General features: G+C 51.1%; 15 protein-coding genes. 5 read left to right on the top strand and 10 right to left on the bottom strand.

What is annotated here, in order from left to right:
• Positions 1-33: 33 nt before the first annotated feature.
• Complete coding sequence (locus tag KNO78_RS01410) at positions 34-1,806, bottom strand: methyl-accepting chemotaxis protein (RefSeq protein ID WP_214691127.1); 1,773 nt, start codon at positions 1,804-1,806, stop codon at positions 34-36.
• A gap of 180 nt (positions 1,807-1,986) precedes the next feature.
• On the opposite strand from KNO78_RS01410, the gene KNO78_RS01405 reads away from it, so the two are divergent.
• Positions 1,987-3,138 (top strand): NAD(P)-binding domain-containing protein, encoded by a 1,152-nt coding sequence (locus tag KNO78_RS01405; RefSeq protein WP_214691128.1) that lies wholly within the window; start codon positions 1,987-1,989, stop codon positions 3,136-3,138.
• Positions 3,139-3,163: 25 nt separating this feature from the next.
• Here KNO78_RS01405 and yajC read toward each other — a convergent pair whose 3' ends face one another.
• The 8 genes from yajC to KNO78_RS01365 all read right to left on the bottom strand — a co-directional run bounded on the left by yajC (position 3,164) and on the right by KNO78_RS01365 (position 10,722).
• Complete coding sequence (gene yajC / locus KNO78_RS01400; protein ID WP_026826452.1) at positions 3,164-3,442, bottom strand: preprotein translocase subunit YajC; 279 nt, start codon at positions 3,440-3,442, stop codon at positions 3,164-3,166.
• A gap of 84 nt (positions 3,443-3,526) precedes the next feature.
• Entirely contained in the window at positions 3,527-4,672 is a 1,146-nt protein-coding gene (gene tgt / locus KNO78_RS01395; RefSeq protein ID WP_074037468.1) for a tRNA guanosine(34) transglycosylase Tgt, read from the bottom strand.
• The gene (queA, locus tag KNO78_RS01390) at positions 4,669-5,727 is read right to left on the bottom strand and encodes a tRNA preQ1(34) S-adenosylmethionine ribosyltransferase-isomerase QueA (protein ID WP_015881168.1); all 1,059 of its coding nucleotides are present in this window, start codon (positions 5,725-5,727) and stop codon (positions 4,669-4,671) included. Before queA ends, tgt begins: the two co-directional genes overlap by 4 nt.
• 3 nt (positions 5,728-5,730) lie before the next feature.
• Positions 5,731-6,732: a Holliday junction branch migration DNA helicase RuvB gene (gene ruvB, locus KNO78_RS01385; protein ID WP_078146571.1), complete on the bottom strand. Its 1,002-nt coding sequence runs from the start codon at positions 6,730-6,732 to the stop codon at positions 5,731-5,733.
• Positions 6,733-6,742: 10 nt separating this feature from the next.
• Positions 6,743-7,330 (bottom strand): Holliday junction branch migration protein RuvA, encoded by a 588-nt coding sequence (gene ruvA, locus KNO78_RS01380; RefSeq protein ID WP_074037474.1) that lies wholly within the window; start codon positions 7,328-7,330, stop codon positions 6,743-6,745.
• 93 nt (positions 7,331-7,423) lie between these two features.
• Complete coding sequence (gene nadA, locus KNO78_RS01375; RefSeq protein ID WP_214691129.1) at positions 7,424-8,503, bottom strand: quinolinate synthase NadA; 1,080 nt, start codon at positions 8,501-8,503, stop codon at positions 7,424-7,426.
• Positions 8,466-9,335, bottom strand: a complete 870-nt coding sequence (nadC, locus tag KNO78_RS01370; protein WP_214691130.1) for a carboxylating nicotinate-nucleotide diphosphorylase — start codon at positions 9,333-9,335, stop codon at positions 8,466-8,468. Before nadC ends, nadA begins: the two co-directional genes overlap by 38 nt.
• Positions 9,289-10,722, bottom strand: coding sequence for an L-aspartate oxidase (locus KNO78_RS01365; protein WP_214691131.1), 1,434 nt, complete (start codon positions 10,720-10,722; stop codon positions 9,289-9,291). Before KNO78_RS01365 ends, nadC begins: the two co-directional genes overlap by 47 nt.
• Before the next feature lie 95 nt (positions 10,723-10,817).
• Between KNO78_RS01365 and KNO78_RS01360 the strand changes: the two genes are divergently transcribed.
• The 4 genes from KNO78_RS01360 (at position 10,818) to KNO78_RS01345 (ending at position 14,043) form a co-directional block, all read left to right on the top strand.
• Positions 10,818-11,948 (top strand): cysteine desulfurase family protein, encoded by a 1,131-nt coding sequence (locus KNO78_RS01360; protein WP_214691132.1) that lies wholly within the window; start codon positions 10,818-10,820, stop codon positions 11,946-11,948.
• On the top strand, positions 11,926-12,465 hold the full coding sequence (locus KNO78_RS01355; RefSeq protein WP_074037482.1) for a transcription repressor NadR: 540 nt from the start codon (positions 11,926-11,928) through the stop codon (positions 12,463-12,465). The genes KNO78_RS01360 and KNO78_RS01355 overlap by 23 nt, the downstream gene beginning before the upstream one ends.
• A gap of 107 nt (positions 12,466-12,572) precedes the next feature.
• Positions 12,573-13,151: a DedA family protein gene (locus tag KNO78_RS01350; RefSeq protein WP_074037484.1), complete on the top strand. Its 579-nt coding sequence runs from the start codon at positions 12,573-12,575 to the stop codon at positions 13,149-13,151.
• A gap of 118 nt (positions 13,152-13,269) precedes the next feature.
• Positions 13,270-14,043: an NUDIX domain-containing protein gene (locus KNO78_RS01345; RefSeq protein WP_214691133.1), complete on the top strand. Its 774-nt coding sequence runs from the start codon at positions 13,270-13,272 to the stop codon at positions 14,041-14,043.
• A 43-nt stretch (positions 14,044-14,086) separates the two neighbouring features.
• On the opposite strand, the gene KNO78_RS01340 is transcribed toward KNO78_RS01345, so the two are convergent.
• Positions 14,087-15,352, bottom strand: coding sequence for a hemolysin family protein (locus KNO78_RS01340; RefSeq protein ID WP_255344459.1), 1,266 nt, complete (start codon positions 15,350-15,352; stop codon positions 14,087-14,089).
• Positions 15,353-15,383 lie beyond the last annotated feature (31 nt).

Genomic DNA, 15,383 nt, shown 5'->3' with positions numbered 1-15,383 from the left:
AGCAATGCCCTGACGCGCGCGTCAGGGCATTTATTATGTCGTTTTAAACACATGGACGACATCTTTTAATTCAGACGACATGTGACTCATCGTTTCAGCGATGCCGTTGATCTCTTGAATGGCGGCAAGCTGTTCTTCGACGTTCGCACCGGCTTCTTCGACGCTTCGCTGTGTCGAGACGGCGTTTGTCGACATATCTTCAACAGAGACGGCAACTTCAGTCGTATTGGCACTCACTTCTTCTGTTGCTGCCGCAATCTCACTCATTTGACGGGACGTCTCTTCGATGACCGATACGATCTCACGGAACGCCTCGGCCACTTCTCCCATTTGCGATACCCCATTCTCCACATGTACGCTCGATTCTTCGAACGCCGATTCGACTTGCTCCGTGTCACGTTGAATGTCGCGGACAACGGTCTGGATTTGAATGGCGGATTGTTTCGATTCCTCGGCGAGTTTCCGGACTTCAGCCGCGACGACGGCAAACCCTTTTCCGTGCTCACCCGCACGTGCTGCTTCAATCGCCGCGTTTAAGGCAAGCAAGTTCGTCTGTTCCGTGATCGCCGTGATCGAACGGGTGATTTTCTCGATTTCAAGCGATTGGTTCGATAGACGGTTCACCATCTGTTGAGTGAGCTCGTTGGCACGGCGAATTTCTTGCATCCGTTTCTCTGCCAATTGAACGGTCTCAAGTCCACCGTTCGCCGCCTCAAGTGTATGTATCGTCTGCTCATTCACACCTTGTGAGGCCGCAGCGATTTGATTCAATCCATCCACCGCTTGATTGACCCCAATCGTCCCTTCTTCCGCTCGCTTCGAGGATCCTTGCGCAGCCACGTTCATCTCTTCGAACAACCGGGACACGCCTTGGGTCGTTGTCGCGACATGGTCTGTGCTTGCGTAAAGTTCTTCAGAATATGCAGTCACTTTGTCCGACGCTTCACCAACCCGACGAATCAAGCCGACCAGGTTGTGCTTCATTTCATTGAACGCCGTAACCAGGTCTCCTAGTTCATCGTTTGAGGCGACCTCGATATCTTCTCCTGTCAAATCCCCTTCTGCCATGATGCGTGCTTGACGACCGAGTCGATTGATCGGTTTTAGGAAAAGCCGTTGTAGCGCAAGTAAGGAAAGAATCCCGATCACAACACCACCAACACTGATGATGAGCATCCAAAGGATTGAACTTTCTGCATCTGCTTGTACCGCTTTCGTCTCAGACTCGAGGAGCTCCCCTTTATATTCGACAAGGTCGGTCACGGTCATGCGTACCCGATCCGTCGTCGGTGTCACACTCGTGTTGAGAACGGTTTTGAAGCCAATTTCGTCTTGTTGTTGACGAAGTTCGACGGCACGATTCATCTCACGGTCTAATAGCTCGTTAAATTTCTCCAAATCTCCCAACCAAGACAAGATCTTCTCATCTGAAGAAGATGCCTTGAGTGAAGCCATCAATTCGTCTCGTTGTTCTTGAACTCCCTGGAGACTGATGAGCGTCTTCGGATTGGCTACAAGCATATAGTAGTTCAAGTAGCGTTCGGCATCCGTCACCGCTAATGATAGATTCTCTGCAAGCAGCATCTCCTGCGTGCCTTCACTGAGTACCCGGTCATAGGCGGCAGTCGATTGTCTCAATTGATAAGATCCGAGCGCGCCGACAATGACGAGCGTAATGATCGTCGGAATGAGCGCGATGGACATACGTCGTCTCAGCGATGAGCGTCCTCTCTGTTTCGTACCACTTCGTTTTATGCTCCATCCTTTCCACTTCTTCATCTGGTTAATCAATCGTTTCACGTCCATGTCATTCGTTCTCCTTCATCTCGGATTTCTTCTCAATTTGAGGTTAGTGCAAACGTTTTCATTAATCAAATCGATTTTTCGAAATGAGGTGGATAAATTTTGAATCGGATTCGTTTTGACAAAAAGAAGTCATCTTTGTATACTTTAAATCGTAATTATTACGCTTTGAAAGGATTCTCTATGATTGTGGAAAATACGAAGTTATTAATCATTGGTGCTGGTGTACACGGAATGACCCTCGCCATCTCATATATGGAACAAGGCGGGTGCTTGGAGGATTTGATTATTGTCGACCGTCTCACTGACCCATTATCGAACTGGAAACAACAAACTTCATCCATCTCTATGTCGCACCTGCGTTCGACCCGAGTGCATCACGTTTCTTCGAATCCCCATGCGTTGAAACAGTTCGCCTCGCGATATGCCTATCGTTCCAATCATTTCAAAGATACGTTCGGACGTCCATCGCTCGAACTGTTCAACGACCATGCCGAATCGTCATGGAACGCGTATCGCCTTGATGAGCGGTTCCACGGAAATGAACAGGTGATGACTCTCCGCAAAGATGGCGCACACTATCATGCCCGAACAAATCATCGCCTCATTGTCGCGGACTCGGTCATTGTCGCGATCGGTCAATCGGAAAATGTCGTGTTACCTGAATGGGCCGACGAACAATGTCGACACGTGTTCGAAAAAGACCAATCGGATGAATCGGATCAAGTGACTGTCGTCGGCGGTGGCATCACAGCACTTCACTATGTCGTGAAGCGTGCCAATCAGGGTCACCGTGTCACCCTTGTGACGAGACGTCCGCTCGAAGTGAGTCAATTTGACGCTGATCGACAGTTCATGGGACCGAAAGGATTAGATGACTTCCATCGTCTAAAACAAGACTGGACGACAAAACGATCATTCATCGCCCGTGAACGAAAACCGGGATCGGCTCCGAACGATCTCGTCTTAAAAGTGAAGCGCCTCATACAGACGAACGCTGTGACGCACATCATCGGAGAAGTCGAGCGGGACAGTGGTTCGCTATTTGTAAACGGTGAACAACTTGCCGGAAAAGAAGTCGTCTGTTGTACGGGAATCAGACCTCATCCTGTGAAAGAGACATTTCTTCAGCCCGTGATCGAACAATTCAACCTACCTCTCACCCCATGTGGCACCCCTGTCCTGAATGAGCATCTTGAATGGACGCCTGGACTTTACTTGACCGGTCCTTACGCCGATTTGATCATCGGCCCGTTCTCAAGAGCCATCTATGGTGGACAAGAGGCCGCTCGTAGAATTCTCCCCCAACTTCTAGCCACACAAAAAAGCGTCTGACCATGATGGTCAGACGCTTACTTGCTTATTCCTCAAATGAGGCATTCGCTTTTTTCACGACTTCCGCAACTGCGCTTCGGTTGAAACGGAGAAGCGATTGATCGCATTTCAAAACGACATGTGTGTCTTCGATTTGATGAACGACGCCGTGTAAACCGCCGATTGTGACAACGCTGTCGCCACGCTCGAGGGCGTTTTGCATCGATTGTACTTCTTTTTGGCGTTTCGTCTGTGGACGAATCAAAAGGAAGTAAAATACGACGAAAATCAAGATCATTGGTAATAACGCAACGAGTGTTTCCATGAGTAACATTCACCCTTTCCTTCAATATCAGGTTCATTATACCGTGAAACTGAAGCATTGTCACACAATGTCCGACACGTTTCTTTAGAAATTCTTCGCATTCGGCTTGTTGTAGCCGTATTCTTCGAAGAACTCTTCTTTGAAATCGAGCAAGCGGTCTTCGCGAATCGCTTGACGAACCTGCTCCATCAACTTCACGAGGAAGTGAAGATTATGTGTCGTACACAAGTGAAGGCCAAACATCTCATCCGCTCGAATCAAGTGGTGGACGTACGCACGCGAGTAGTTCTTACACGTATGGCAGTCACACTTCTCATCGATTGGACCAAAGTCCGTCTTATATTTCGCTTGTTTGATCGTGACGCGACCTTTCGACGTCATGAGCGTTCCGTTTCGTGCGATGCGAGTCGGCAGAACGCAGTCGAACATGTCGATTCCGCGAATCGACCCTTCAATCAACGCATCCGGTGAGCCAACACCCATCAAATAACGTGGTTTGTTCTCTGGCATGAGCGGTGTCGTGAATTCGAGGGCACGATACATGACATCTTTTGGTTCACCGACCGAGAGACCACCGACCGCATATCCTGGGAAATCAAGAGAGACGAGGTCTTGGGCGCTTTGACGACGAAGGTCCTCATATTCTCCACCTTGGATGATGCCGAAGAGCGCTTGGTCTTCTGGACGTTCATGTGCCTCGAGGCAACGTTCCGCCCAACGGCTCGTCCGCTCGACCGACTTCTTCATGTATTCATGCGTCGCCGGATAAGGCGGACACTCATCGAACGCCATCATGATGTCCGACCCGAGCGCGTTTTGAATCTCCATCGCCTTTTCCGGTGACAAGAACAACTTGTCGCCGTTCAAATGGTTACGGAAATGAACGCCTTCCTCTTGGATATTTCGGAGGTCGGCAAGTGAGAACACTTGGAATCCACCCGAGTCCGTGAGGATTGCCCCGTCCCAGTTCATGAACTTATGAAGTCCACCGGCTTGTTTGATGACCTCATGTCCTGGACGAACCCAAAGGTGATACGTGTTCGACAAGATGATGTTCGCACCCATCGCCTTGACCTGTTCAGGTGCCATCGTTTTGACGCTCGCTTGCGTCCCGACCGGCATGAAGACCGGTGTCTCGAACGACCCGTGCGGCGTATGGACGATTCCGTGCCGCGCTCCGGTCTGTTTGCATGTGTGGATGTGTTCGTATGTGACTGCATGTTTTGTCATTTTGTTACTTCCTTCCTCGTGATGAGCATCGCGTCTCCAAAGCTGAAGAAGCGGTATCGTTCTGCGACCGCAGTCCGATAAGCGTGTAAGATGATGTCGCGCGTCGCGAATGCCGAGACGAGCATGACGAGCGTTGATTTAGGGAGATGGAAGTTCGTGATCAATCCATCGATTGCCTTTAACTCAACACCAGGGTAAATAAAGATATCCGTCCAGCCCGATGACTCGACGAAGTCCCCGTGATCTCTCATGATCGTCTCAAGCGTGCGCGTCGATGTCGTCCCGACCGCAAAGATGCGACCGCCATTCGCTCGAATCTCTCGAAGCGCAGCTGCCGATTCAGCCGACAACTCGAAATATTCACTATGCATCGTATGTTCCTCGATAGAATCAGCCGTCACCGGACGGAACGTCCCGAGGCCGACGTGAAGTGTGAGCGGGATCAACCGGACACCTTTCGCTTTGGCCGCTTCAAGCAGTTCCTCAGTGAAATGAAGACCGGCTGTCGGAGCGGCCGCACTGCCTCGTTCACGGGCATAGACCGTCTGATAACGGTCTTGGTCATCGAGTTGTTCGCGAATATACGGCGGGAGCGGCATCGTTCCAAGCTCGTCTAAAATCTCATAGAAGATGCCGTCATAGTCAAACTTGAAACGACGTCCACCTTCTGGGAGCTCCTCGACGCATTCTGCGCGGAGAAGGCCGTCCCCGAACTCAACGATGGAGCCGACACGAACTTTTTTCGCCGGTTTGACGAGTGCTTCCCATACATCATCTTCCGTCTGCTTCAACAAGAGCAGTTCGACTTTCCCGCCTGTTTCTTGCTTTGCCCCAAAAAGGCGTGCCGGTAAGACGCGCGAATCGTTGACGACGAGCGCATCCCCCTCGTTCAAATAATCGAGCACGTCACGGAAATGGCGATGCTCGATGTCCCCTGTCTCGCGGTCTAATACGAGCAAGCGTGAGCTTGTCCGATCGAGCAATGGGACTTGCGCAATCAACTCTTCTGGCAATTCAAAATCATAATCGTTTACGTTCAATTGAATGTCTTGCATATCTTACTCCTCTTCCTCTTCATAACCAAAATGCGACTTGGCAAACTGTGTGATCATCCGTCCTCGCGGCGTGCGCTGCAAGAATCCTTGTTGCAATAAATAGGGCTCGTAGACATCCTCAATCGTCTGAGCGTCCTCACCGATGGTCGCAGCGAGCGTCTCAAGCCCGACCGGTCCACCTCCGAACCGCTCCACCATGGCTCTCAGTAACCGATGATCGACTTCATCGAGTCCGAGCGCATCGACGTGTAGCCGGTCGAGCGCATCAGATGCGAGCACTGGATCGATTTCTTTCGTACCAGCCACTTGTGCGAAATCACGGACACGACGCAAGAGACGGTTTGCAACTCGTGGCGTCCCTCGTGAGCGTTTCGCAATCGCACCGCTCGCCTCCGGTGAAATCGAGAGACGGAACAACTGGGCCGTCCGGCTGACGATGGCCGCTAACTCATGTGTTTCGTAATATTCGAGCTTCAACGTGACGCCGAAACGGTCACGTAAAGGCGCCGACAACATCCCGGCCCGTGTCGTCGCCCCGACAAGCGTAAACGGTGGTAGGTCGATGCGGACGCTACGAGCCATCTCCCCTTGCCCATAGACGATGTCGAGACAGTAATCTTCCATCGCCGGATAGAGGATCTCTTCAATCGTCCGGCTCAAACGATGAATCTCGTCGATGAACAAGACGTCTCCCGGCTCGAGTGTCGAGAGGATTGCGGCCAAATCACCCGGTCGTTCAATTGCCGGTCCTGCTGTCGTCTTAATTCCGACGCCCATCTCGTTGGCGATGATTTGGGCGAGCGTCGTCTTCCCGAGTCCCGGGGGACCGTATAAGAGCACGTGGTCGAGCGTCTCACTACGAAGTTTAGCGGCCTGAATGAAGACCGACAAATTGCCTTTCGCCTTTTCTTGCCCGATATATTGCTCGAAGCGCTGCGGACGTAAGCTCCACTCTTCAGAGTCTTCATATTGCTGATGAGATTGTGACAACAATCGTTCGTCCATAGCTTCCTCCTTATTTCAGTAACAGCTGTAGCGCGCGTTTTATGTACGCGTCGGTCGTCAATATTTCTCCGCTCAATGCTTTGCGGACTTTTAGGATTTCCCGTTCAGAGTAGCCGAGCGCGACGAGCGCCTCACACGCCTCATCGAGTTCAGATGCACCTTGGGCGAACAACCCTTCGTTCGGCACGTAATCCGGTGCGAGCTCGGATAACTTCCCTTTCAAGTCGAGCGCCATCTGTTTGGCCGTCTTCTTGCCGACTCCCGGGAACTTCGTCAAATACTTCTCGTTCTCGGTTTCAATCGCATCGATCAACGCGTCGATATCGCCGGACGCGACGATGGCAAGCGCACCCTTTGGTCCGATCCCGCTCACGCTGAGGAGTTTATTGAACAGCTCACGCTCACGACGTGACCGGAAACCGTATAACGTCTGTTGGTCTTCACGCACATAATGATGCGTAAACACGATTACATGTTCGTCTTGTTCACGATAAAAAAACGGGTTAGGCACATGTACTTTGTAGCCGACGCCCGAGACATCTAACGTTATATATTCCGCACACACATAGGCGACGGGTCCTTTTACGAATTCAATCACGATGTACTCTCCTTTTTGGTCGGAAAAACTGCATTTATTGTACCATAATGGGCGACACGAAAAAAGGACAGGCGTTTACCTGTCCTGAAGCGATTACCGTGCAAGCATTCGTTCAAGTGCGCGTTTCGACCACTCTGTCGTCTCATGATCGACGCGAATGACGTTCACAGGGTCCGTCTCGAGTGACTCGAGCGCCCAGAGAAGATGTGGCAAGTCGATTCGATTCATCGTGAGGCACGGACACATGAATGGGTTCAACGAGACGATATCAAGATGTGGGTACGTTGCCGCCAACCGGTTGACGAGGTTCATCTCCGTTCCGACCGCCCACTTCGTCCCAGGTGCACTCGCATCAATCTTGTCGATGATATATGACGTCGATCCCGCCTCGTCTGCCAATTGGACGACGTCAAACGTACACTCCGGATGGACGATGATGCGACGATCCGGCTCACGGTCACGGAACGCCTGAATTTGCGATACTGTGAACTTCTCATGGACAGAACAGTGTCCCTTCCATAAGATGACTTTCACTTGCTCGTCTTCGCCTTCTGAGACCAATTCTTCACGGAGCGGATCCCAAACAGCCATCGCCGCGAGCGGAATGCCGAGGTCGAACGCCGTGTTCCGCCCGAGATGCTGATCGGGAAGGAACAAGATGCGTTCACCTGCCTCAAGCGCCCACCGGACGATTTCATGGGCGTTCGACGATGTGACGGTCGCCCCACCGTGACGACCAACGAACGCTTTGATGGCCGCTGTTGAATTGACGTATGTAATCGGGATGATGTCCTCTCCAAATCGTTCCGTCAGTTCTTCCCAAGCAATCTCCGTCTGATCGATATCGGCCATGTCTGCCATCGAACAGCCGGCACGCATATCAGGTAAGACGACAATCTGGTCGTCCCGTGTCAACATGTCTGCCGTCTCTGCCATGAAGTGGACACCACAAAAGACGATGAATTCGGCTTCGCTCATCTGTTCTGCGAGTCGTGCGAGCTGGAGCGAATCTCCTGTCGCGTCCGCGAATTGAACGACCTCGTCTTTTTGATAATGATGGGCCGGTAAAAAGAGACGAGTCCCGAGTCGGTCTTTGACCGCCTGAATCCGAGTCTCCATCTCCTCCACTGACAGGTTAGCGTACGTCGGTGGAAGTGTTCCGAGTAGTTGCATCTTTCATTCCCCCTTGTAAATTCAAACTGCAATCAAGCGCGCGGATCGAATGAGTCAATTGACCGAGCGAGATGACATCGATGCGAATGCCTCGATAATCGTCAATCGTGTCGAGCGTGATTCCACCAGACACTTCAATTTTGATGTGCGTCGGTATATGACGGACCCAGTCCCTCAATTCATCTGGCGTCCGATTATCAAGCATCACGATGTCCGGATCGGCTTGAACCGCCTCCATCAGATGTTCGAACGACTCGATTTCGATTTCAATCGGGGTCGTATGACCGACACGCTCACGCGCGACTTGAATCGCGTTCGTTACACCACCCAGTGCGACGATATGATTGTCTTTGATCATGACGGCGTCATCGAGTCTTAAACGGTGATTGTATCCCCCACCGACACGTACGGCGTACTTCTCAATCATCCGAAGTCCCGGAGTCGTCTTCCGTGTATCGGTCACGTGTATCGAGTCATCATCTAGCGCATCGATGCACTGCTTTGTCATCGTCGCGACTCCACTCGCATGTTGGATTACATTCAACAGCACACGCTCCGTCTCTAAAATTGCGCGTGTCTTTCCTCTCAAGACGACGAGCTCGTCTCCAGGGACAACCGCTCTCCCGTCTTCTTGGCAAAAGACCAATTCAAGCCGCTGCATAGTTGCCAGCTCTTCTACGATTGGCTTCCCACAGAAAATGCCCTGTTCTTTGGCAACAATCGTTGCGATCGACTCGTCCTGTGCATCAATCAGCGCACTCGATAAGTCCCCATAACCGATATCTTCAATCAAGAACTGACGTAGCTGTTCGCGTAGGTATATCGTGTTCATCATACCGCTCCATTTCGAGGATGCTTTGCGCGAGAAGACGCGCCGCATCGAGTTGTAAAGTTTGTTCACTTAATTGTCTTGTCACGTGTTTCGTCATGGTCAACGTTTGGGTATTTTGTAAGAAACCTTTCAATTCATCAAGACTTGGTGAAATCGTCAACCATCTTCCAATTTGAGCACGGAACGCTTGAAACGCCAAAGGTGAGATGTCGTACACCAGCGTCTCCTTCGTCACCATAGCCGTCCTATTCAAACGCACCGCCCGCGCGACTCGTTTTCCAAATACCCAACATTCTAAAAGTGAGTTCGAGGCTAAACGATTCGTCCCATGTATGCCCGCATCCGCCACTTCACCGACGGCATATAATCCGTCAACGCCTGTCCGTCCCATATCATCCACTTCGATTCCACCCATATGAAAATGGAGACCTGGACGTACCGGAATGCGGCGAGGATCAATCCTAAGTTTGTCACATGTCAAAGCAAGTTTTGGAAACCGTTCACGAAGCCGTGTCACGTTTGTCGTATCGAGATAGACCGTTCCCATCCGTTCTGTCAGTACCCGTGCCACGTCATCTCGAGGCGCGAGACTCCCGAGCGGATGATGCGCCATCACGTGATTCCCTTCGTCATCAACGAGCGTCGCTCCGGCTCCCCGGAGCGCCTCGGTCACGAGGTGAGGCGTTTCGGTCGCCAGTAAGGTGGGGTGAAATTGGATCCGCTGTAAATGTGTCAGCTTGGCCCCACATCGATTTGCCAGAACGAGACCATCACCGGTCACGGTACGCGCGTTTGAAGTCCAATCGATCAGCCCACCGATGCCACCTGTCGCCAATACGACAGCGCCGGCTTCAATTCGAATGGGCACTTCATCACGAAACGCCATCGCGCCGACGACTTTCCCGTCTTTCGTAATGAGATCGTGCACGAGCACCCGTTCCAATACGTTCACGTTATCAGGCATCGACTGACGCAATTGCCTCATGACATGACGTCCCGTCTCGTCGCCACCGACATGAAAGATCCGATTCAATCGGTGTGCGCCTTCTCGTCCGAGGGCATAGCCGCCCTCTTCATGATCGAACCGGACACCGAATCGTTCCATTTCTCCAATCGCTTGACGCCCTTCTTCTACGAGAATGTCGACGCGCTCAGCGCACGATGTGTTTTTAGAAGCGAGCATTGTGTCTTCTTTATGGGCAGTACTCGATTTCTCAAGATACGCGCTCGCAATCCCGCCTTGTGCCAAATCGGAGTTGCTCTCTGTCATCTCACCTTTTGAGACGAGAAGAATGGAGAATGATTTTGATAGATGCAAAGCCGTTGCGACGGCGGCAAGTCCCGTTCCGATAATCAAAATGTAAGTTTTCTCTATGTGTAAAGACAATTGTATATCACCTGTTTTTCATATGTAATGTTGACTTGTAAACTAGTTTCGCATAATTTTGTGTAGAAGACAACATGAGAAAAGGGGAGTCCATGATGAACCGCTACTTCGACTACGCCGCTACACACCCGATGACGCATGCAGCATTAGACCATTACGTGGCGATGGCCAAAAACGTTTATGGGAACCCATCATCACTCCATACCCAAGGTTATATGGCAGAAGATTATTTGACAGAAGCAAGACGCTTGATCAAACAGGCGCTCGGTCTTGATATGTTACGAGGAAAATTATTATTCACTGGGAGTGGATCGGAGAGCAATTACATCGCACTGACAAGTTTACGTAAACGGATGAAGGGCAAAGAAGTGATCACGTCTTGGCATGAACATGATTCGGTCGCCCTCTTACTTGAAGAGTGGGAACGGGAAGGAATAATCGTTCATCGGTTGAAACTGAAGGATGGGAAGTTTGATTTAGATGCATTCACACACCTACTCGACCGTGACATCGGGCTCGTCACGCTCCAGCATGTCAATTCCGACACAGGCTGGGTGTTACCGCTCCACCACATCCAATGCCTCTTGAAATATAAGAAAATCCTCTTCCATGTGGACGGGGTCCAGGCACTCGGGAAAATCCCGATTTCTGTCGAAGGCATTGATGCCTATTCGTTCAGTGCTCACAAAGTAGGTGGACCGAAAGGAGTCGGCGCCCTCTACATGGAACGTCTGATTCCTCCCCCATACTATCCGGGGCATCATCAATACGGGATTCGTCCCGGAACGATTGACGTTCCTGGAATCAGTGCCTTTGCAAAAGCACTCGGAGAACGTCAGGAACAATTGACACGTTTTCAGAGAAATTTCATGGCGTTTCGTGCTATCTTGAAAGAGAAGACGTCAGCGCATGTCCATTGGCTCGAGTTTGATGAACAAAGTCCCGCCATTTTCTCCTTCGTCTCCCATCAACGCGACGGACAATGGTGGATGACCGAGCTCGACGATCTCGGGTTCCAAGTATCGGCTGGGTCGGCATGTCGAGCAGGTCAAAATGGACCAAATCGCATGCTCGAAGCACTCGGATATGAGACGAGCGCCTGTCATGGACTCGTCCGCATTTCCTTCGGCGCGCAAACGACCGCCGAAGACACATCGGCCCTCGCCGATGCCATCGTCATTTTAGCAAGGAGAGTCGAACATCATGAACAAACGTTTAGCCGGTGAAGAACGCCGTCGCACACTATTACAATTGATTGAATCGAGCAATGAGCCAATCACAGGATCTGAACTGGCAAGACATGTATCCGTCAGTCGTCAGGTCATCGTCCAAGACCTATCGTTGCTAAAAGCGAAAGGCCATCAAATCGTCGCGACCGCTCGTGGGTATGTCTACTTGCATGGAGACCTCACCCCCTCCACCTATTCGAAAAAGGTAGCCTGTCGTCATACGGCAGAAGAGATGGAGACGGAGATGAACGCCATCGTCGATGAAGGGGTCACCATCAAAGACGTCATCATCGACCATCCTGTATACGGGTCTATCACGGGACAACTCATGGTGAAGAGTCGCCGCGACGTCCGCGCCTTCCTCGAACGAGTGAAGACGCATGGGGCTTCCCCGCTCTCCCAGTTGACGGGTGGCTTCCATATCCATACGCTCGAATCAGACCATAAAGAGGCAATCGATGCTGCGGTAAAAGAATTGGACCGCCTCGGGATTCTCGTATCCGAATTAGATTGAAGAGACGTCACGAATATGTGACATCTCTTCTTTTTCTTTTCAGTCATGTCCGTTATACTGATGGATGGAACATCTTTCCTGAAATCATTTGAAAGGAGGGCTAAGTCTTGAACGTCCTCGAGCATCTACTCGCCGTCTGTGGGGTCTTCAGCATTCCCATCGGTATCTTGGTTCAATTCATCCCGAACGAACTCGTTCTCGCATACGGAGGCTTCCTCGTCGACTCGCATGACGCGCCCTTCTTCCTGACGTTCCTACTGGCGTGGGTCTCCTTCACGCTCAGCCAAATCGGTCTGTACTGGATCGGTCGATATGGTGGGCGTCCCGTCGCGCTCAAACTGTATCGGTATTTTCGAATTCGGCAAGACAAGCAACTCCGGGCCGAGCGCTGGTTTGAGAAATACGGTGCATGGATCGTCTGTCTCAGCCTGTTTTGGCGTCAATTATTCGCCGTGAGCGCCGGGGTGATGCGTCTATCGTTCCGTAAGTTTTTGTCGGTGACGACCTTGATTTTCGCCGTCTGGTCATTCATCTTCATCCATGTCGGGATGATGCTTGGTAGCAACTGGCGCATGATCGGCCACTTCATGGACGATGTCATCCCCTTCTTGGCTCTTGCTGTCGGGATTATCCTCGTCGTTCGACATGTTCGTCAGCAACCAAAACGTGTGAAAGAATCAGCTTAACTGAAGCTGATTCTTTTTTGTTGGAAAGGGAAACGCTAATATCTGTCGAATAAGAACCATGTAAGCGAATCGCGGTCATATATATAGGACACCGCACAACGAAAAAGGAGGAATCATCATGTTCCATCGCCGTAAAACGTATACGATTCGACCTGAACGCCTGCAAGAATTCACCGACTTTTTCCATACATACATTTATCCGATCCAGGCGTCGCATGGCGCCCGCCTCGTCGGACGCTGGGTGACCGAAGACAAGTCCGAGGTCATGGCATTATGGGAATACCGGGACCGTGAACATTATGAGCAAGTCGAACGGGACTATCGGGGCAGCGCCTTACGACGGGAAGCGATGAAGAAGCGGGCCCGACTAGGCAAAGATTTGTATATCAAGTCGAGTGAAGAATTCATGATGCCGACCGGTCACTATACGCCACCCCGCACCATCGTTTCTGTGACGGCGTACATTACGAACGAAGCAGGCGAAGTTCTCCTCGTCAAAAATATGCATCGGAACGATTCGTTTGAAATGCCTGGCGGACAAGTGGAAGAACATGAGTCCATCGTGGATGCCATCCATCGTGAAGTACGCGAAGAGACCGGTGCGGAAATCAAAGTAGAAGGGATCACCGGGATTTATCAAAACGTGTCGTCCCGCGTCCTCTGTGTCACCTTCCGCGCCACTTATGTATCAGGTGACCTCAAACCGCAGGCTGGCGAGACACAGGAAGTTGGATTCTATAAAGTTGACGCAAGCAACATCGGCGACTACATCAAACGAGAGCATTTCCAGATGCGCTTCCTCGATGCCATGGACCCGACCTATATGCCTTACGCCATTTATAAAGTACGACCATATGAACTGATTGAGCGCATTGAACGCCAATCCGTATGACGCAAAAAGGGATGATCCGCTATGTGCGAATCATCCCTTTTCTTTATGCTTCTTGCATGTCTTCTTGTTGAGATTGTCCAGTCTCCACTAACAGTTTCCGGACACGGCGTTTCTCCACATGGAGAACGGTGAACGTCATGTCTTGATACGTGACTTGTGCACCTTTCTCCGGGATGTCACCGAGCAATTCAACGAACCAACCGCCCATCGTGTTGGAATCGACGTCTGGTTCTGCAATCCCCATCTCTTCCGCGAATTCATCAACGTTCATGTCAGCCATACACTCATAGACCCCTTCACGGAGACGTCTGAGATAGACGACGGATTCGTCGTGCTCATCCCAGATGTCGCCGACGAGTTCTTCAAGCATGTCTTCTAACGTGATGAGACCCGCCGTGCCCCCGAATTCATCGAGGACGACAGCCATGTGAGATTGTTTCTGCTGGAGAATCGGAAGTAGTTCAATCAATTTCGTCTGCGGTGACACGTACGTGAGCGGTCGGATGAGCGAACGGACATCCGTCACTTCATCCTTCATCATCGAACGCAAGAAGTCACGTTCCGACAAGACACCGATGACGTTGTCAATCGAGTCTTTGTAGACCGGTAAACGCGAATGTCCACCACTGAAAATCGTGTCTTTGATTTCATCGAGCGAATCGTCGATGTCGACGGCCAGAATATCGATTCGTGGCGTCAGCACATCATCGACCGTAATATCGTTGAAGGCAAAGGCGCTATGGACGAGCTCTGCTTCCGTCTCTCCGAGCACACCTTCCTCTTCTCCCATATCGACGAGCACTTTCAACTCTTCTTCGGTGACGGATGGCTCCTTGTCTTTCATCCCGATCATCCGCAGCGTCAACTTCTTCAAGCCGGTGAAAATCATCGTCACCGGTTTGAGGACTTTGACGAGGAACACAAGGATTCCACTGATGAGAAGCGAATACTTCTCCGCAAACTCTTTCGCGAGCGATTTCGGTAAAATCTCACCGAAAATCAAGATGATGACCGTCGTCGCGAACGTTGACACGAGAAGACCGGTTCCCCCACTGAAAATAGATGTGGCGATGGCGGTCGACACCGTCGCCGAACCGATGTTGACGATGTTGTTCCCGACGAGAATCGTCGAGAGGGTATCATCAAAACGGTCGACGAGACTGAGGACACGTTTTGCGGCTTTATCACCATCTTCCGCCATCCGAATCATCCGGACCCGGTTCACACTCGAGAGCGCCGTTTCTGCCGATGAGAAAAACGCTGACAACATGACGAGAACTACATATAGAATTAAACTTGACGAGGGCACAGGGTCCACGTTAGCTTCACACTCCGTTTCT

This window comes from Exiguobacterium sp. s132 (assembly GCF_018617235.1).
GTDB lineage: Bacteria > Bacillota > Bacilli > Exiguobacteriales > Exiguobacteriaceae > Exiguobacterium > Exiguobacterium profundum.
Note: the sequence above shows the minus strand (reverse complement) of the source record. Positions and strands in the feature narration are given on the sequence as shown.

Coding starts and splice junctions, on each gene's coding strand:
- tgt (WP_074037468.1), bottom strand. CDS start 4,672: ATGACAAAACATGCAGTCACATACGAACACATCCACACATGCAAACAG.
- KNO78_RS01355 (WP_074037482.1), top strand. CDS start 11,926: ATGAACAAACGTTTAGCCGGTGAAGAACGCCGTCGCACACTATTACAA.
- yajC (WP_026826452.1), bottom strand. CDS start 3,442: ATGGAAACACTCGTTGCGTTATTACCAATGATCTTGATTTTCGTCGTA.
- ruvB (WP_078146571.1), bottom strand. CDS start 6,732: ATGGACGAACGATTGTTGTCACAATCTCATCAGCAATATGAAGACTCT.
- nadC (WP_214691130.1), bottom strand. CDS start 9,335: ATGAACACGATATACCTACGCGAACAGCTACGTCAGTTCTTGATTGAA.
- queA (WP_015881168.1), bottom strand. CDS start 5,727: ATGCAAGACATTCAATTGAACGTAAACGATTATGATTTTGAATTGCCA.
- nadA (WP_214691129.1), bottom strand. CDS start 8,503: ATGCAACTACTCGGAACACTTCCACCGACGTACGCTAACCTGTCAGTG.
- KNO78_RS01345 (WP_214691133.1), top strand. CDS start 13,270: ATGTTCCATCGCCGTAAAACGTATACGATTCGACCTGAACGCCTGCAA.
- KNO78_RS01405 (WP_214691128.1), top strand. CDS start 1,987: ATGATTGTGGAAAATACGAAGTTATTAATCATTGGTGCTGGTGTACAC.
- KNO78_RS01360 (WP_214691132.1), top strand. CDS start 10,818: ATGAACCGCTACTTCGACTACGCCGCTACACACCCGATGACGCATGCA.
- KNO78_RS01410 (WP_214691127.1), bottom strand. CDS start 1,806: ATGGACGTGAAACGATTGATTAACCAGATGAAGAAGTGGAAAGGATGG.